Below are 17,073 nucleotides of genomic sequence, written 5' to 3'. Positions count from 1 at the left end.
AAGGGCTCCACGGATGATCAGAACCACCCGTGCCACCACGGCACTGGCGTTGGCAGGCGCAGCAGCCGTCCTGCTCGCCGCGTGTTCCACCACCAGCAGCGGCGACTCCCCTTCCAGCTCGGCGTCGAGCGATGCGAAGAAGGACCCCGCCGCCAGTTGCAAGGCCCCCGACACCCCCAGCACCGACGCACTGAAGATCGGCACGATCCTGCCGCTCACCGGTTCGCTGGCGTACCTGAACCCGCCCGCCGAGTCCGGTGTCGGCCTCGCGGTCAAGGACATCAACGCCGCGGGCGGCGTCCTCGACAAGGACGTCACCATCGACCCGGCGACGGACTCGGGCGACAGCAACGACATGACCGTGTCGAGCTCGGCCGCGACGAAGCTCGTGAACGCGAAGGTCCCGGTCGCGATCGGCGCGGAGTCCTCGTCGGTCACGCTCAACGTCATCGACCAGCTCACCAGCAACTGCATCGTCGAGATCTCGCCCGCGAACACCGCGAGCGACCTCTCCGGCTACTCGTCGTACTACTACCGGACCGCTCCGCCGGACTCGGTGCAGGGTTCGGCGCTCGGTCAGCTCGTGACCGGTGACGGCAACGCCAAGGTCGCGTTCCTCGTCTTCAACGACACCTACGGCACGGGCCTCCGCAACTCGGTGCAGTCCGCGGTCGAGGCCTCCGGTGGCCAGGTCGTCTACGGCGGCAAGGGCGAGGGCCAGGAGTTCCCGCCCGGTCAGACCACGTTCTCGTCCGAGGTGACGGCCGCACTCGCAGCCAAGCCGGACGCGATCGTCGTCCTGGCCTTCGACGAGACGAAGTCGATCATCCCGGAGCTCGTCTCGCAGGGGAACACGGCGAAGATCTACATGTCCGACGGCAACACGGCGGACTACTCGAAGGACTTCGACAAGGGCACCCTGAACGGCGCCCAGGGCACCATCCCCGGTGCCTCGCCGAAGGACGACTTCAAGAAGCAGCTTTCCGACTTCTACAAGGAGTCGTCGAACAAGACGCTCGCCGACTACTCGTACGCGGCGGAGTCCTACGACGCCACCGTCCTCGCCGCCCTCGCTGCGGTGAAGGGCAAGGGCACCGACTCGGGCACGATCCAGGCCAACATGGCCGCGGTCTCCGGAGCGGACGGCGGCACCGAGTGCGCCACGTTCAAGGAGTGCGTCGCGCTCCTCGACGACGGCAAGGACATCCACTACACCGGCCCGTCCGGCATCGGTCCGTTCGACGACAACAACGACCCGTCGAGCGCCTACATCGGCATCTACAAGTTCGACGGCGACAACAAGCCCGTCTACCAGAGCGCCATCCAGGGCGCGGTCAAGAAGTAGGGCACCGGCTCCACCTCACGAAAGCGACAGTCCCCTGCGGATCATCCGCAGGGGACTGTCGCTTTCGCGTTGGGGACGGGCAGCGGCAGCGCAGGAGCGTCGCTTTCGCGTGTGGGACGGGCGGACGGGAGGCCCGGGGTGCGTCCGTCAGGCAGGCTCGGCCGGAGCAGGTGCAAGCGCTCGGCGACGGGACGCCCGCGCGGCGGCGAACGAGTCCGCCGTCAGCACCACGAGCGCCAACCACACGATCCCGAAGCCGAACCAGCGCGCAGGCGGCATCGCCTCGTGCTGCACCACCACACCGACGAGCAGCTGCATCACGGGCGCGAGGTACTGCGTCAGCCCGAGGGTCGACAGGCTCACCCGACGCGCCGACGACGCGAACAGCAGGAGTGGGACAGCCGTCGCCGGGCCGGTGAGCACCGTCACCAGGACGTGCACCCAACCCTCGCTCGTGAACGTCACGCCGCCGCCGAGGCCCGTCGCACCGAGCACGACCAGCGCCACGACCGCGATCGGCAGCAGCCACACGGTCTCGATCGTCAGGCCACTCAGCGCGTCGACGGTGCCACCGACCCGCTTCTTCACCAGGCCGTACAGGCCGAACGAGCACGCCAGCACGAGCGAGATCCACGGCACCTGGCCGTAGCCGACGGCGATCACGACGACCGCAACGACGCTGATGCCGACCGCGGCCCACTGCGCCGGCCGCAGGCGTTCGCGGAGCACGACGACGCCGAGCGCGATCGTGACCAGCGGGTTGATGAAGTACCCGAGCGCGGCCTCGACGGTGTGGCCGGTCGTGGTCGCCAGGACGTACACGGTCCAGTTCACCAGGATGAGGACCGCGGCCAGCCCCATCACGGCCATCACCCGGCGCTGCGCCATCAGGGAGCGGGTCCGGAGCCACGAGCGGGTGACGGCGATCGCGACGGCGCAGAACACCAGCCCGAAGACGATCCGCCAGGCGACGATCTCGAACGCGCCGGCCGGGGCCATCGCCGCGAAGAGCAGGGGCATCAGGCCCCAGAGCCCGTACGCGATGATCGCCTGCACCACGCCGACGGATGCCTCGCTGCGGACGGGTCGCGCGGGACTCGGTTCACTCACGGAACCATCCTAGGAACGGCCACCGACGAGCCGGGCGTTCCACGGGCCTCCCGGTCGGAGCACGTGCACGCGACGGACCCGCCGGGAGCCCGCAGACGCACGAACGCCCCGCCGGCCGACAGGCCGAACGGGGCGTTCGCGTGGAGTACTGGACTCAGTTGACGACGACCGCGAGGACGTCGCGGGCCGACAGGACGAGCAGGTCCTCGCCCGAGTACTTGACCTCGGTTCCGCCGTACTTGGAGTAGATGACCTTGTCACCCACGGCGACGTCCAGCGGGACGCGGTTGCCGTTGTCGTCGATGCGACCGGGGCCCACGGCGACGACCTCGCCCTCCTGGGGCTTCTCCTTCGCGGTGTCGGGGATGACCAGACCGGATGCAGTGGTCTGCTCCGCCTCGACCTGGCGGATGACGATGCGATCCTCGAGCGGCTTGATGCTGACGGCCACGGTGACCTCTTCTTTCTCGGTACGGACTCGGTACAGATGAAAACCGGGTTGGCACTACGCACAGGAGAGTGCCAACGCCAACTCTAGGGGGACACTGGCACTCGGTCAATCCGAGTGCCAGCACATCAGGGGAACATCCAGCACCTGGGAGGATCGGGACATGGAAGCCGCCGAACTCGCCGCACTGCTGACCCCCGACGGGATGGCCCTGCTCGACCGTACCCCCGGCGTCTCGGACGGCGGCGAGATCGTCCGGGTGGTGTCGCGGCTCCGCGCCGAGGGGCACGACCCGCAGCTCGTCGCGGCGGTCCTCACCCAGGCCAAGCTCCGGCTCAAGGCCCGTGGCAAGTTCGGCGACTTCGCCGCGCGCATGCTCTTCACCGAGGCCGGGCTCGAGCAGGCCACCCGGCTGCAGGTCGCCGCCCAGCACGCCGGTCGCTTCGCCGCGGCCGGGCTGACACGGGTCGCCGACCTCGGGTGCGGGATCGGCGGCGACGCGATGGCCATGGCGGCGCTCGACCTCGACGTCACGGCGGTCGACCGTGACGAGGTCACCGCGGCGGTCGCGACGCACAACCTGGCAGTGTGGCCGAACGCCCGGGTCGAACTCGGTGACGCAGCGGCCTTCGACCTCGGTTCGGTGGACGGCGTCTGGATGGACCCGGCCCGCCGGACGAGCGGCCACTCCGACACCCGCCGACTGGCCGACCCGGACGACTGGTCGCCGTCGCTCGACACCGTGTTCGCGGCCGCGACGCACACCCCGACGGGCGTGAAGCTCGGGCCGGGCATCGACCGCGACCTGATCCCGGACACGGCCGAAGCACAGTGGACGTCCGTCGACCGCGAGGTCGTCGAGCTCGCACTGTGGTTCGGGCCCCTCGCCCGGCCGGGCATCCGCCGCGCCGCCACGGTGATCGGTGCGCACGGCATCGCCGAGATGACCGGCCCCGCCGACGCCGAGGACGCCGAGGTCGGACCGCTCGGTGGCTACCTGTACGAGCCGGACGGCGCCGTCATCCGCGCACGGCTCATCGGCGACCTGGCACGCGACCTGGACGGCCACATGCTGTCCGACGGGATCGCCTACGTGACCTCGGACCGTGCCGTGTCGACGCCCTTCGCCCAGGGCTTCCGGGTGCTCGACACCATGCCGCTCGACGTGAAGCGCCTGGCAGCGCGGCTCGCCGCCGACGGCATCGGCACCGTCGAGATCAAGAAGCGCGGCGTCGACGTCGACCCGGCGCAGTTCCGCAAGCGCCTGCGGCTACGCGGGACCGGTCGCGTGACCCTCGTGCTCACCCGGCTGGAGGGCCGGCACACCGCGATCCTGTGCGAGCGGCTCAGCTGAGGAACGCGCCGGTACCCGAGTCGTAGTCGTACGTCGAGTACGAGCTCTGGCCGATCACGCCGAGGAAGATGATGAAGGCGATCCAGATCAGCCAGACGCCGGTCATCACCCAGCCGGCGATGATGCCGGTCAGGGCGAGCCCTCGGCCGGCCTCACCGTTCTGCTTGATCTTGCCGAGTGCGACGTGGCCGAGGATCGCGCCGGCCGGGCCGAGCAGGATCGCGATGAACCACATCGGGACGGCGGCGAGGCCGAACACGATCGACAGGATCGCCAGCGTGTTCGTCTTCGGGCGCTGCGCGTAGGGCTGGTACCCCGTCGCACCGTAGGCACCCGCCGACGCGTACGGCTGCTGCTGCGGCTGCGCGTAGGGGTTCTGACCGCCCTGCTGCGCGTACGGGTTCTGCTGGCCGTACGGGTTCTGGGCGGCGCCGTACGGGTCCTGCGGCGCCTGCGGTGCCGAGTACGGGTTCTGCGGCTGCTGCGGCTGCTGCGGCTGCTGCGGAGCCGCGTACGGGTTCGACGGCTGCGGCTGGCCGTACGGGTTGGACTGCTGCGGCTGACCGTAGGGGTTCGGCTGCTGCGGTGCCGCGTACGGGTTCGACGGCTGCTGCTGCCCGTACGGGTTCTGCGGCTGCTCGGGAGCCGACGGGGCCTGGGGTGCGTCGGGGGCCTGCGGTGCATCCGGAGCGGGCGTCCCCTCGGGCTGCCCGCCGGTCGTACCGCCCGGCGTCGTCTCGCCCGGCTTCGGCCACTCGTTCTGATCGGACACCGTCCACCCCTCTCGGCGCCCGGTCTCTCCGACGCCACGTGAATCCTCCCACAGGCACCCGAGGGCCGACCGGTCGGGGCCCGGACGGTTCAGACCGGGTCGGGGCCCGGACGGTTCAGACCGGGTCGGGGCCCGGACGGTTCAGACCTGGACGGTCGTCACCGGCAACGTCGAGTCGGCCGCGATCCCGAGGTCGCTCGGCGAGTGCCCCTCGGCGACCAGGCGTGCACCGACGGCCGCGATCATGGCGCCGTTGTCCGTGCACAGGTCGAACGGCGGGATCCGCAGCTGCACGCCCGCGGCGGCGCACCGTTCCTCGGCGACCTGCCGCAGTCGGGCGTTCGCGACCACACCGCCACCGAGCAGGAGCCGGTCCACGCCGGTGTCGCGGCACGCGTTCAGGGCCTTGGTCAGCAGGACGTCGACGACGGCTTCTCGGAAGCTCGCCGCGACGTCGGCCACGGGCACCTCGCGCCCTTCGTCGCGGCAGCGCTCGACCCAACGGGCGACGGCGGTCTTCAGCCCGGAGAACGAGAAGTCGTACCGGTGCGCGGCCAGGTCCTTCGGCAGCGTCAGGCCGCGGGGGAACCGGATGGCCTTCGGGTCGCCGTCCGCCGCGGCCCGGTCGATCTGCGGCCCGCCGGGGTACGGCAGCCCGAGCAGCCGCGCGACCTTGTCGAACGCTTCACCCGCGGCGTCGTCGATGGTCTCGCCGAGCAGTTCGACGTCGCCGACCAGGTCCTTCACGAGCAGCAGCGAGGTGTGCCCGCCGGACACCAGCAGTGCGATCGTCGGCAGCTCGATGTCGCTGCCGTCCGTGCGCAGGACGTCGGCGCCGACGTGCCCGACCAGGTGGTTCACGCCGTACAGGGGCTTGCCGGTGGCGACGGCGAGCGCCTTCGCGGCACCCACACCGACCATGAGCGCGCCCGCCAGACCCGGCCCGGCGGTGACCGCGACGGCGTCGAGTTCGTCGAGGGTGACCCCGGCCCGCTCGAGTGCCTCGTGCAGCGTCGGGGTCATCCCCTCGAGGTGCGCCCGCGCGGCGACCTCGGGCACGACGCCGCCGTACCGGGCGTGCTCGTCCATGCTCGACGCGATGACGTTCGCGAGCAGGGTGCTCCCCCGCACGATCCCGACACCCGTCTCGTCGCAGCTCGTCTCGATGCCGAGCACCAGTGGTTCAGCCACGCTCATCGAGCGCCTCCTGTCCGATCGGGCCGACGGTCGACGCCGTCGGCGTCGGCGCCGCGTCTGCTGCGACCGGCAGCTCCGCCCGCATCACCCACGCGTCGACGCCGTCCGGCTGGTAGTAGCGGGGCCGGGTCGCGATGTGCTCGAACCCGAACGCCGTGTACATCGACTGCGCGACGGGGTTGTCGGCGCGCACCTCGAGGAACACCTCGCGCACACCGCGGCGACGGGCCTCGTCGAGGAGTTCCGTGAACAGCACCCGCCCGAGTCCCTTGCCGCGCTGCCCGGCTGCGACCGCGATTGTCTGCACGTCGGCGACCGGGTTGCCCGCCAGCGAGGACAGTCCGGCGTACCCGACGACCGACGGCGCGGCCGAGTCGTCGACGGTCTCGATCACGACGTAGTACCCGTGCGGCGAGTACAGCTCGCCCGACATCTGCGACGCCGACCACGCGTCCGTCGGGAACGAGACGTGCTCGAGCCACATGATGTCGTCGAGGTCCTGCGGGTGCGCCCGCCGCAGGCGGAGGCCGTCCGGCACCGTCACTGCTTCACCCGTTTCGGCGCACCCGGCACCGTGACGTCGGGTTCCCGCAGGTAGAGGGGGGTGTCCTGGTCGAACCCCGCGCCGGACCGCAGGCGGTCCGCGGCGAGTGATCCGAGCCTCCAGGCAGGGATGGACAGGGCCGTCACGCGGTCCCAGCCCACCGCTTCGGGCCGGGAGGCACGGATCGCCTCGTCGAGATCGGCGGGCTTGGCGAGACCCGGACCCGCAACGCGCGTGCCGGTCTGGTCGTACGCGCTCCAGTAGACCTCGCGGCGGCGGGCGTCCGTCAGGACGACGAACGGTCCGTCCCGTCGGCCGTCGCGCTCGTCGGCCGCGACCGCGTCGTGGCTCACGAGCGGCAGGACGGGCACGCCGACCGCGGCGGCGAAGGTGCGGGCGGCGGCGATGCCGACGCGCAGACCGGTGAACGGGCCGGGGCCCGTGCCGGCGACGACGCCCGTGACGTCCGCGCCGGTGATGCCGGCCTCGGCGAGCGCCTCGGCCAGGAACGGGCCGATCACCTCGGCGTGCCGGCGGCTGTCCTCGGTGTCGCGGGTGGCGAGGGGATTGCCGGTGGCCGGGTCGACGACGGCCACGGACGTTCCGGCGGAGGTGTCGATGGCGAGGAGCACCCGTCCATCGTAGGCGGGGTGCGGCGACGTCGACGGCGGCGCTGCTGTCGTGCCGCACGCACGCGCCACCGGGGTCAGAGCGAGACGCCGTCCCAGCGTGGGCCGGTCGCGGTGACGACGACGCGGCGGGGTTCGTCGGGGACGTCGTCGGGGTCGTCGGCCTCGGTGGTGCCGGAGGCGTCGGCACCGGTGGCCCGGGTGATCTCGACGTCGAGCACGCTGTCGCTGATGCCGTCGACCATGCCGCGGCCCCACTCGACCACGACGATCGACGCATCCCAGTCGAGGTCGAGGTCGTCCAGCTCGACGGGGTCGGACAGCCGGTAGGCGTCGACGTGCACCAGGTCCGGTCCGGCGGTGGTGGGGTGCGTCCGGGCGAGGACGAAGGTCGGGCTCGACACCTGGCCACGCGCGCCGAGGGCGGCGCCGAGGCCACGGGTCAGCGTCGTCTTGCCGGCGCCGAGCGGCCCGGTCAGCACGACCAGGTCGCCGGCACGCAGGACCGCGGCCAACCGCGCCCCGAGCTGGCCCATCGCCTCGGTGCCATCGACGGCCGTGTCGAGCAGGACCCGAGCGGCGCCGGTCACGACTGGTCGCCCCGCAGGTACTCCCCGACGCGTCCCTCGATGTCGTGGCCCTCGTAGAACCGTGGCACGCGGGGCCCGATGCGGCAGACGATCTCCTCGCCGATGGTGCCGAGCGAACGGCCCCAGTCGAGGACGGTCATCTCGTCGTGCTCGCCGGTGCCGAACAGGGTCACGGTGTCGCCGGTGCGGACGTCGTCGTCGCCGATGTCGACCAGGAACTGGTCCATCGCGACGCGACCAGCGATCGGGTAGCGCTTGCCGCCGATCGCGATCTCGATGCGGCCCTGCGCCAGACGGGGGACGCCGTCCGCGTACCCGACGGGCACGAGCGCGAGCGTGGTCTCCGAGGCGGTGCGGTACGTGTAGTCGTACGAGACGCCGGTGTCGACGGGGACCCGCTTGGTCTTCGCGACGGACGCCGTCAGGGTCATCACGGGTTCGAGCCCGAGGTCGGCCGCCGAGACACCGTCCGCGCCCGGGATGCCGAACAGGTTGGCGCCCATCCGGACCATGTCCTTGCGGAACTCCTTGCGCTCCAACCCGGCGAGCGAAGCGGCGACGTGTTCCATCGGGAGGTCGAGCCCGAGGTCGTCGGCCTGCTCCACGGCGTCGTCGAAGAGCGCCACGGCGTCGGCGTCGTCCTGGTCCGAGGACTCCGCCAGGTGCGTGTACGCCGCGACGACCTCGATGCGGCCGGCGCGCTGGGCGTCCAGCGCGAGCGACACGAGCGCCGGCCAGGCCGCCGGGGTCGCTCCGTCGCGGTGCAGCCCGGAGTCGAAGCCGAGGTGCACGCGCGCGGGTCGCTGGTCGACGGCGTCGATGACGCGCTGCAGCTCCGGCACGTTCGAGACACCGAGGTCGACGGCGGAGTCGATGGCGTCGCGGAAGTCGAGTGCGGGGTCGTGCTGCCAGGTGAAGAGGTGGACGTCCTCACCGACGCCGATCGACCGCAGACGCAGGGCCGCGGGGACCGTGAGCACCCCGATCCAGCGGATGCCGGCGTCCACCGCGGCGAGCGCGATCGGCTCCAGACCGTGGCCGTAGGCGTCGGCCTTCATGATCGCCATGACCGCGACGGGGTCCATCCACTCGCGGACCAGGTCGAGGTTCGCGCGGTAGGCGTCCAGGTCGATCCGTGCCTGGCGCAGGGGTGCGGAGCTCACGTCGTCCTCCGGTGCACGCTGTGGCCGACCCGGGCGACCACCTCGTAGTTGATGGTGCCGATCGCGGCGGCCCAGTCCTCGACCGCGGGGTCGCCGTTCGCTGGGTCGCCCCAGAGCACGGCTTCGTCGCCGATGCTGACGTCGGCGTCGCCGATGTCCACGTGCATGGCGTTCATCGCGACCCGGCCGACCACCGGGAACGTGCGGTCGCCGATGCGGACCGAGACCCGGTTGCCGAAGTCGCGGTCGAAGCCGTCGGCGTACCCGAGGCCGATGACGGCGAGGCGGGTGTCGGTCGACGCCCGCCAGGTGTAGCCGTAGGACACGCCCTCGCCGGCGCGGACGTCGACGGTGCGGAGCACGGCAGCGGTCACACGCATCGCGGGGCGGAGGCCGAGGTCGGCCGACGTGCGGTCGGTGAACGGGCTCAGGCCGTACAGGGCGAGTCCGACGCGGGACAGGTCGCGGCGCGTCTCCGGCACGGCGATGCTCGCGGCGCTCGCGGCGAGGTGCACCAGGTCGGGCACGATGCCGTTGGCGGCGAGGCCGTCGAGTGCGCGCTGCAGTGCGGCGTCCTGGTCGAGGTCGTCCGTGCGCGACGCGTTCGACAGGTGCGACATCAGCCCCTCGACACGGGTGCGGTTGCCACCACGGGCGAGGGCCCCGGCGGTCGCGAAGAGTTCGGCCCACTCGGACTCGACCGCACCGTTGCGGCTCAGGCCGGTGTCGACGCAGATGTGCACGGCGCCGACCTCGGAGTCGGCAGCGGCGGACAACTGCTCGACGCTCGACACCGCCGGGGTGATGCCGTACTGCGCTGCCCGGCGGAAGTCCTCGTCGGGGGCGTGCAACCACGCGAGGATCCGGACGTCCTCGTCGATGCCGCCCTGCCGGAGCGCGACGGCCTCGTCGATGTCCGCGACGCCGAGCCACTCGGCACCGGCGTCGACGAAGGCCCGTGCGGCGTCGAGCGCGCCGTGGCCGTAGGCGTTGGCCTTGACGACCGCGATGACACCGGCCGGTGCGACCTGCTCGGCGATCGTCGCGTAGTTCTCGATCAGCGCTTCACGATCGACCGTGATGCCGGTGAACGCACTCACTTCGTTGTTCCCTCCAGGACCACGAACGCGGTCGCGATCCCTCCATCATGCGAGAGCGACAGGTGCACGCTCGTCACGCCACGCGCATCCGCCACCTGTCGCGCCTGTTGGTGCAGCGTCAGCGACGGGTTGCGCTGGTCGTCCGACACGACCTCGAGGTCCTGCCAGCTGAGCCCGGCGCTGGAGCCGAACGCCTTGATCAGGGCCTCCTTGGCCGCGAACCGCGCAGCGAGCGACGCGATCGGCCGTTGTTCGCCGTCGCGGACCTGCTCGGCCGGGGTGAACAACCGCGCACGCATCGCCGGCGTGCGCGACAGCACCCGTTCGAACCGCTCCAGGTCCACCACGTCGACCCCGATGCCGATGATCATCGTGCGACTACTCGACGGTGACCGACTTCGCGAGGTTGCGCGGCTGGTCGACGTCGAGGCCCTTGGCCGCGGCGAGCTCCATGCCGAACATGTGCAGCGGCGCCACGGCGAGCAGCGGCTCGAACAGCGGGGTCGCGAGCGGGATGCGCAGGACCTCGTCGGCGAAGGGCAGCACGGCGGCGTCGCCCTCTTCCGCGATGGCGATCACGCGAGCACCACGGGCGCGGATCTCCTGGATGTTCGACACGACCTTCGGGTGCAGCGACCGCGGGTCACGCGGCGACGGCACGATGACGAAGACGATCTGCCCGGGCTCGATGAGCGCGATCGGGCCGTGCTTGAGCTCACCGGCGGCGAAGCCCTCGGCGTGGATGTACGCGAGCTCCTTGAGCTTGAGCGCACCCTCGAGCGCGATCGGGTAGCCGACGTGGCGACCGAGGAACAGCACGCTGCGGGTGTCCGCCATCCAGCGCGCCAGGTCCTTGATGCCGGCGGCGTCGTCGATGGTCTGCTGCAGCTTCGGGGCGAGGCCCTCGAGCTCGGCGACCTGCTCGGCGATCTGCTCCGCCGTCATGGTGCCGCGCAGGGTGGCCAGGTGCAGGCCCAGCAGGTACAGCGCGACGCCCTGGGCGATGAAGGCCTTCGTCGACGCGACGGCGACCTCGGGCCCGGCGTGCGTGTAGATCACGGCGTCGGACTCGCGCGGGATCGTCGCACCCTGGGTGTTGCAGATCGACAGCACCTGCGCGCCCTGCTCGCGGGCGTACTTGACCGCCATCAGCGTGTCCATGGTCTCGCCGGACTGGCTGATCGAGACGACGAGGGTGCGCTCGTTCAGCACCGGGTCGCGGTAGCGGAACTCGTGGGCGAGCTCGACCTCGACCGGGATCCGGGCCCACTGCTCGATGGCGTACTTGCCGAGGATGCCGGCGTACGCAGCGGTGCCGCAGGCGATCACGATGACGCGGTCGACCGTGGCCAGGCGCTCGGCGATCGGGTCGAGGTCGGTCAGGGTGACGGCACCGTCGTGCACGCGGCCGAGGATCGTCTTGGCGACGGCCTCGGGCTCCTCGCTGATCTCCTTCGCCATGAACGAGGACCAGCCGCCCTTGTCGGCCGCGGAGGCGTCCCAGTTCACCTCGAACTCGCTCGGGGTGGCCGGGGTGCCGTCGAAGTGGATGACGTCGACGCGGTCGGGGCGGATCGTGGCGATCTCGTCCTGCCCGATCGCGAGCGCGCGCTGGGTGTAGGCGACGAACGCGGCGACGTCCGAGCCCATGAAGTTCTCGCCGTCACCGAGGCCGACCACGAGCGGGGAGTTGCGCCGAGCGCCGACGACGACGCCGGGCTGGTCGGCGTGCACGACGAGGAGCGTGAACGCCCCGTCCAGTCGCTGCACGGCCTGCTGCATGGCGGCGGTCAGGTCACCGGTCTCGCGGAACGCCCGACCGACCAGGTGCGCGGCGACCTCGGAGTCGGTCTCGCTGCGGAACTCGATGCCCTCGGCCTGCAGCTCGGCGCGCAGCTCGGAGAAGTTCTCGATGATGCCGTTGTGGATGAGGGCGAGCTTGTCGCCGTCGGCCAGGTGCGGGTGGGCGTTGCCGTCCGTCGGGCCGCCGTGGGTCGCCCAGCGGGTGTGCCCGATGCCCGTGGTGCCGTCCGGGATCGGCGACGACTCGAGCTCGTCGACGAGGGCCTGGAGCTTGCCCGCCTTCTTGGCGGAGACGAGGTCCCCCGCAGGGTCGACCACGGCGATGCCCGCCGAGTCGTAGCCGCGGTACTCGAGGCGACGGAGGCCACCGAGGAGGACGTCCTGGCTGCTGTTGCTGCCGACGTAGCCGACGATTCCACACATGGAAGCGATCCTACGGTCTGCCTGAGCGCGGACCCTGCGAAGCAGCAGGGCTGGGGATAACGTTTCGGCCATGGGACGCTTCGACGACATCGCCATCACCACGCTGCACGGCGAGGACACCACCTTCGGTTCGTTCGCGGACAAGGCGGTGCTGGTCGTGAACGTCGCGTCGCGGTGCGGCCTCGCTCCGCAGTACGAGCAGCTCGAGGCCCTCCAGAAGCAGTACGGGCCGCGCGGCTTCACGGTCCTCGGGTTCCCGAGCAACCAGTTCCTGCAGGAGCTCGGCTCGTCCGAGGCCATCGACGAGTACTGCTCCACCACGTGGGGCGTCACCTTCCCGATGTCCGAGAAGGTCAAGGTGAACGGCAAGAGCGCGCACCCGCTCTACCAGGCACTCAAGGAGACCCCGGACGCCGACGGCAAGGCCGGACGGGTCAGCTGGAACTTCGAGAAGTTCCTCGTCGCCCCCGACGGCACCGTCTCGCGCTTCCGTCCGACCACGAAGCCGGACGCCCCCGAGGTGATCGCGGCCATCGAGGCCGCCCTGCCCGCCTGACGCACCGCGTCCTGCGGACGCACACCGAGCACTGGACGGGAGGCCCGGTGCAGGTGAGCCGGTCAGCGCACCTGCACCGGGCCTCCCGTCTGTACGCTCGTCCCCATGCCGATCCCGGAGACCGCCGTCGCGCACCCGACCCCGTTCGTGGAGATCCCGCGGCACGAGTGGTCGCAGCTCGCACCCAAGGAGCACCTGTCGCTCACCGAGACCGAGATCGTGCAGCTGCGCGGGCTCGGCGACCGGTTGGACATGCAGGAGGTGCAGGAGGTCTACCTCCCGCTGTCGCGGCTGCTGACGCTCTACGCCGCCGGTGCACGGAACCTGCACGCGTCGACATCGGCGTTCCTGGGTGACCGAGCCGGACGCACGCCGTTCGTGATCGGCGTCGCCGGGTCCGTCGCGGTCGGCAAGTCGACCGTCGCGCGGCTGCTCCGCGAGCTGACGAAGCGTTGGCCGGACACCCCACGGGTGGAACTGGTGACCACCGACGGCTTCCTGTACCCGAACGCCGAGCTCGAGCGTCGCGGGATCATGGACCGCAAGGGCTTCCCGGAGTCCTACGACCGTCGCTCCCTGCTGCGGTTCGTCAGCCAGGTGAAGAGCGGCGCGACCGAGGTCCGGGCGCCGTACTACTCGCACCTGGTCTACGACATCGTGCCGGACGCCGAGATCGTCGTCCGCCAGCCGGACATCCTCATCGTCGAGGGCCTGAACGTGCTCGCCCCGCCGGTGCACGGGCGGCTCGCGCTGTCCGACCTGTTCGACTTCACGATCTACGTCGACGCCAAGACCAAGGACATCGAGGCCTGGTACGTCGACCGGTTCCTGGCACTGCAGGAGGAGGCGTTCTCGAGCCCGGACTCGTTCTTCCACCGGTTCGCCGCGCTGTCGCGCGACGACGCGGTCCGGACGGCGACCGAGGTCTGGCGGGCGATCAACGAGCCGAACCTGCTCGAGAACGTCCTGCCCACGCGCTCCCGCGCGACACTGGTGCTGAAGAAGGCCGCGGACCACAAGGTGAACTCGGTCCTGCTCCGCAAGATCTAGCGCGGGTGCGCGCGGGTGCGCGCGGGTGCGCGCGGGTGCGCGCGGGTGCGCGCCCCGGTACGGTCATCGCGCCCCGAAGAGTCGGGGCGCAACGACTGCAGCAGGGCGCGCGGGCGCGCGGGCGCGCGACGCAAGCGGCGCAAGCGGCGCGCGACGCAAGCGGCGCAAGCGGCGCAAGCGGCGCGCGACGCAAGCGGCGCGCGACGCGGTCGCGTGCGCGGTCGCGTGCGCGGGTGCGCGCAGGCTTGCACCCCCGTACGGTCATCGCGCCCCAAAGAGTCGGGGCGCAACGACCGCAGCGGGGCGCGAGCGCGCGCGGCGCGCGCAGCGCGAAGTCGCGCCCGGCACTCCGGCCTACGCGGCGTCGAGCGCCAGGCGCTCCTGCACGACGGCGGCGAGCTCCTCGGCGATGCGCTGCGCATCGTCCTGCGAGGCGGCCTCGACCATCACGCGCACGACCGGCTCGGTGCCCGACGGACGGAGCAGCACACGGCCGCTGTCCCCGAGCGCCTCGCTGGCGGCGGCGATGGCGTCCTGCACACCCTGGTCGGCCAGCCCGTGCCGGTCGACGCCGCGGACGTTGAGCAGCACCTGCGGGAACACCGTCATGCACGATGCGAGCTCCTGCAGCGACTTCCCGGTGCGCGCCATCTCGGCGACCAGGTGCAGCCCGGTCAGGATGCCGTCGCCCGTGGTGGCGTACTCGTTGAAGATGATGTGGCCGGACTGCTCGCCACCGATGGAGTAGTCCCCCTCGTTCATCTTCTCGAGCACGTAGCGGTCGCCGACGCCGGCCTCGATCACGGTGATGCCCGCATCCGCCATGGCACGCTTCAGCCCGAGGTTGGACATGACCGTCGCGACGAGGGTGTCGTCCTTCAGCCGGCCGCGCTCCTGCAGCGACAGCGCCAGGATCGCCATGATCTGGTCACCGTCGATGGCGTTGCCCGCGGCGTCCACCGCCAGGCAGCGGTCGGCATCGCCGTCGTGCGCGATGCCGACGTCCGCGCCGGCGGCCAGGACGGCGCGGGACAGGTTGTCGATGTGGGTCGAGCCGACGCCGTCGTTGATGTTCCAACCGTCGGGCTCGGCGCCGATGAGCGTCACGCGGGCCCCGGCGTTCACGAACACCTCGGGCGAGACGCCCGCGGCAGCACCGTTGGCGCAGTCGAGCACGACGTGGACGCCGTCGAGCCGGTGCGGCAGCGTGCCGAGCAGGTGGACGACGTAGCGGTCCTCGGCGTCGGCGAACCGGGTGATCCGGCCGACGTCGATGCCGGTGGGGGTCGGTGCGGAGTGGTCGTGCATGGCCGCTTCGATGCGGTCCTCGACCTCGTCCGGCAGCTTGCGACCACCCGTGGCGAAGAACTTGATCCCGTTGTCCGGGGCGGGGTTGTGCGACGCGGAGATCATCACGCCGAAGTCGGCGTCGATGTCCGCGACGAGGAACGCCGCAGCGGGGGTGGGGATGACCCCGGCGTCGAGCACGTCGACGCCGGCGGAGGCGAGCCCGGCCGCGACAGCGGACCCGAGGAACTCACCGGAGACGCGCGGGTCGCGCGCCAGGACCGCGCGCGGGCGCGGTCGACCGGACGCCCGGCGGGCGTCGGCATGGTGTCCGTGTGTGAGGACGGCCGCGCTCGCCTGGGCAAGACCCAGTGCGAGCGCGGCCGTCAGCTCGCCGTTGGCGAGACCACGAACCCCGTCGGTACCGAACAGACGCGGCATTGCGATCTTCAGCCGGTGACGACTAGCGCTTCGAGAACTGCGAAGCCTTGCGGGCCTTCTTGAGACCGGCCTTCTTGCGCTCGATGACGCGGGCGTCACGGGTGAGGAAGCCGGCCTTCTTGAGGGTCGCGCGGTTGTTCTCGCGGTCGATCTCGTTCAGGGTGCGGGCGATGGCGAGGCGGAGTGCGCCGGCCTGACCCGAGGGGCCGCCACCGGTGATGCGGGCGACGACGTCGTACGAGCCGAGGAGCTCGAGGACCTTGAACGGGTCGTTGATGAGCTGCTGGTGCAGCTTGTTCGGGAAGTAGTCCTCGAGCGAGCGACCGTTCACGACGAACGTGCCGGAGCCCGGAACGAGGCGAACGCGCGCGATGGCCTCCTTGCGGCGCCCGACGGCACCGCCGGAGACGTTGAGGATCTGACGGGGAGCAGCCTCGGCAGCGGCGGGTGCGCTCTCCGTGGTGAAGCTCTCCGGGGTCTGGTCGAGGGAATCAGCGATCTGAGCCATGAGTTTTTTCGTGTCCTTGAAGTCGTCGTGGCCGGAACTACTGTGCGACCTGGTCGAAGATGTACGCCTTGGGCTGCTGCGCGGAGTGCGGGTGCTCCGCGCCGGCGTAGACCTTCAGCTTCTTGAGCTGCTCGCGACCGAGGGTGTTCTTCGGCAGCATGCCGCGGATCGCCTTCTCGACGGCGCGGGTGGGGTGCTTCTCGAGCATCTCCGGGTAGGAGGTCGCCGTCAGGCCGCCCGGGTACCCGGAGTGGCGGTAGTAGACCTTCTTCGCGAGCTTCGAACCGGTCAGGGCGACCTTGTCGGCGTTCACGATGATGACGTAGTCACCCATGTCCATGTGCTGGGCGAAGGTGGCCTTGTGCTTGCCGCGCAGGAGCGCCGCGGTGTGGGTGGCGAGACGACCGAGGACGACGTCGGTCGCGTCGATGACGATCCAGTCGTGCTGGACGTCTGCCGGCTTCGGTGAGAACGTGCGAGTCACAGGAGTGCTGCTTTCGTGTCGAGGTGAGGAGTCCGTGAATCCCACTCCGGTCGGGGTTCCCCGCGGCAGAAGCCGGCGGAACGCCCGGATGGAGGGCTCATCTGACTGTCCGGCGCGCGTGGCGCACAGACCAAGGTGAGAGCCTAGCCGACGCGGGTCGCGTCGGTCAAACGCAGGTACTGCCGGACGGGAGGCCCGTGGCGGCCTGGCCACGGGCCTCCCGTCCGTCCGTGGGTCGCTTTCACCCCGCATCGTGAGCAGGAATGGTC

At 71.1% G+C, this 17,073-nt stretch carries 18 protein-coding genes; 4 read left to right on the top strand and 14 right to left on the bottom strand.

What is annotated here, in order from left to right; all coding sequences use genetic code 11:
• Window positions 1-13 precede the first annotated feature (13 nt).
• On the top strand, window positions 14-1,345 hold the full coding sequence (locus tag EDF42_RS03275; protein ID WP_123671439.1) for an ABC transporter substrate-binding protein: 1,332 nt from the start codon (window positions 14-16) through the stop codon (window positions 1,343-1,345).
• A 147-nt stretch (window positions 1,346-1,492) separates the two neighbouring features.
• Here the strand turns inward: EDF42_RS03275 and rarD are convergent, their stop codons facing one another.
• Window positions 1,493-2,455 carry an EamA family transporter RarD gene (gene rarD / locus EDF42_RS03270; protein WP_185040742.1) on the bottom strand — a complete coding sequence of 321 codons (963 nt, stop codon included), beginning with the start codon at window positions 2,453-2,455 and terminating at the stop codon, window positions 1,493-1,495.
• A 154-nt stretch (window positions 2,456-2,609) separates the two neighbouring features.
• Entirely contained in the window at window positions 2,610-2,906 is a 297-nt protein-coding gene (gene groES / locus EDF42_RS03265; protein WP_110893972.1) for a co-chaperone GroES, read from the bottom strand.
• 160 nt (window positions 2,907-3,066) lie between these two features.
• Between groES and EDF42_RS03260 the strand changes: the two genes are divergently transcribed.
• Entirely contained in the window at window positions 3,067-4,257 is a 1,191-nt protein-coding gene (locus tag EDF42_RS03260) for a class I SAM-dependent methyltransferase (RefSeq protein WP_123671438.1), read from the top strand.
• Here the strand turns inward: EDF42_RS03260 and EDF42_RS03255 are convergent.
• The 9 genes from EDF42_RS03255 to glmS all read right to left on the bottom strand — a co-directional run bounded on the left by EDF42_RS03255 (window position 4,250) and on the right by glmS (window position 12,478).
• On the bottom strand, window positions 4,250-5,029 hold the full coding sequence (locus tag EDF42_RS03255; RefSeq protein ID WP_123671437.1) for a DUF4190 domain-containing protein: 780 nt from the start codon (window positions 5,027-5,029) through the stop codon (window positions 4,250-4,252). The genes EDF42_RS03260 and EDF42_RS03255 overlap by 8 nt on opposite strands.
• Window positions 5,030-5,170: 141 nt before the next feature.
• Complete coding sequence (gene tsaD, locus EDF42_RS03250) at window positions 5,171-6,226, bottom strand: tRNA (adenosine(37)-N6)-threonylcarbamoyltransferase complex transferase subunit TsaD (protein WP_123671436.1); 1,056 nt, start codon at window positions 6,224-6,226, stop codon at window positions 5,171-5,173.
• On the bottom strand, window positions 6,213-6,764 hold the full coding sequence (rimI, locus tag EDF42_RS03245) for a ribosomal protein S18-alanine N-acetyltransferase (protein WP_260235031.1): 552 nt from the start codon (window positions 6,762-6,764) through the stop codon (window positions 6,213-6,215). The genes tsaD and rimI overlap by 14 nt, the downstream gene beginning before the upstream one ends.
• A gap of 2 nt (window positions 6,765-6,766) precedes the next feature.
• Window positions 6,767-7,402: a tRNA (adenosine(37)-N6)-threonylcarbamoyltransferase complex dimerization subunit type 1 TsaB gene (tsaB, locus tag EDF42_RS03240; protein ID WP_123671435.1), complete on the bottom strand. Its 636-nt coding sequence runs from the start codon at window positions 7,400-7,402 to the stop codon at window positions 6,767-6,769.
• Window positions 7,403-7,476: 74 nt separating this feature from the next.
• Window positions 7,477-7,989, bottom strand: coding sequence for a tRNA (adenosine(37)-N6)-threonylcarbamoyltransferase complex ATPase subunit type 1 TsaE (tsaE, locus tag EDF42_RS03235; protein WP_260235030.1), 513 nt, complete (start codon window positions 7,987-7,989; stop codon window positions 7,477-7,479).
• Entirely contained in the window at window positions 7,986-9,152 is a 1,167-nt protein-coding gene (gene alr, locus EDF42_RS03230; RefSeq protein ID WP_185040738.1) for an alanine racemase, read from the bottom strand. Before alr (EDF42_RS03230) ends, tsaE begins: the two co-directional genes overlap by 4 nt.
• Window positions 9,149-10,252 carry an alanine racemase gene (alr, locus tag EDF42_RS03225; protein ID WP_123671434.1) on the bottom strand — a complete coding sequence of 368 codons (1,104 nt, stop codon included), beginning with the start codon at window positions 10,250-10,252 and terminating at the stop codon, window positions 9,149-9,151. Before alr (EDF42_RS03225) ends, alr (EDF42_RS03230) begins: the two co-directional genes overlap by 4 nt.
• Complete coding sequence (locus EDF42_RS03220) at window positions 10,249-10,623, bottom strand: holo-ACP synthase (protein WP_123293157.1); 375 nt, start codon at window positions 10,621-10,623, stop codon at window positions 10,249-10,251. The genes alr (EDF42_RS03225) and EDF42_RS03220 overlap by 4 nt, the downstream gene beginning before the upstream one ends.
• Before the next feature lie 7 nt (window positions 10,624-10,630).
• Window positions 10,631-12,478, bottom strand: a complete 1,848-nt coding sequence (gene glmS, locus EDF42_RS03215) for a glutamine--fructose-6-phosphate transaminase (isomerizing) (RefSeq protein WP_123671433.1) — start codon at window positions 12,476-12,478, stop codon at window positions 10,631-10,633.
• A gap of 70 nt (window positions 12,479-12,548) precedes the next feature.
• Between glmS and EDF42_RS03210 the strand changes: the two genes are divergently transcribed.
• Both EDF42_RS03210 and coaA read left to right on the top strand, forming a co-directional pair.
• Window positions 12,549-13,034: a glutathione peroxidase gene (locus EDF42_RS03210; protein ID WP_111083439.1), complete on the top strand. Its 486-nt coding sequence runs from the start codon at window positions 12,549-12,551 to the stop codon at window positions 13,032-13,034.
• Between the two features lie 105 nt (window positions 13,035-13,139).
• Window positions 13,140-14,084, top strand: a complete 945-nt coding sequence (coaA, locus tag EDF42_RS03205) for a type I pantothenate kinase (RefSeq protein ID WP_123671432.1) — start codon at window positions 13,140-13,142, stop codon at window positions 14,082-14,084.
• Window positions 14,085-14,438: 354 nt separating this feature from the next.
• Here the strand turns inward: coaA and glmM are convergent, their stop codons facing one another.
• From glmM to rplM, 3 genes are read right to left on the bottom strand one after another with little or no spacing between them, the layout of a single operon-like run.
• Window positions 14,439-15,812, bottom strand: a complete 1,374-nt coding sequence (gene glmM, locus EDF42_RS03200; protein WP_123671431.1) for a phosphoglucosamine mutase — start codon at window positions 15,810-15,812, stop codon at window positions 14,439-14,441.
• Window positions 15,813-15,834: 22 nt separating this feature from the next.
• On the bottom strand, window positions 15,835-16,320 hold the full coding sequence (gene rpsI, locus EDF42_RS03195; protein WP_111083442.1) for a 30S ribosomal protein S9: 486 nt from the start codon (window positions 16,318-16,320) through the stop codon (window positions 15,835-15,837).
• Between the two features lie 37 nt (window positions 16,321-16,357).
• Entirely contained in the window at window positions 16,358-16,804 is a 447-nt protein-coding gene (gene rplM, locus EDF42_RS03190; protein ID WP_123671430.1) for a 50S ribosomal protein L13, read from the bottom strand.
• Window positions 16,805-17,073 lie beyond the last annotated feature (269 nt).

It is taken from the genome of Curtobacterium sp. PhB172 (genome assembly GCF_003752545.1).
In the GTDB taxonomy this organism is placed as follows: Bacteria; Actinomycetota; Actinomycetes; order Actinomycetales; family Microbacteriaceae; genus Curtobacterium.
Note: the sequence above shows the minus strand (reverse complement) of the source record. Positions and strands in the feature narration are given on the sequence as shown.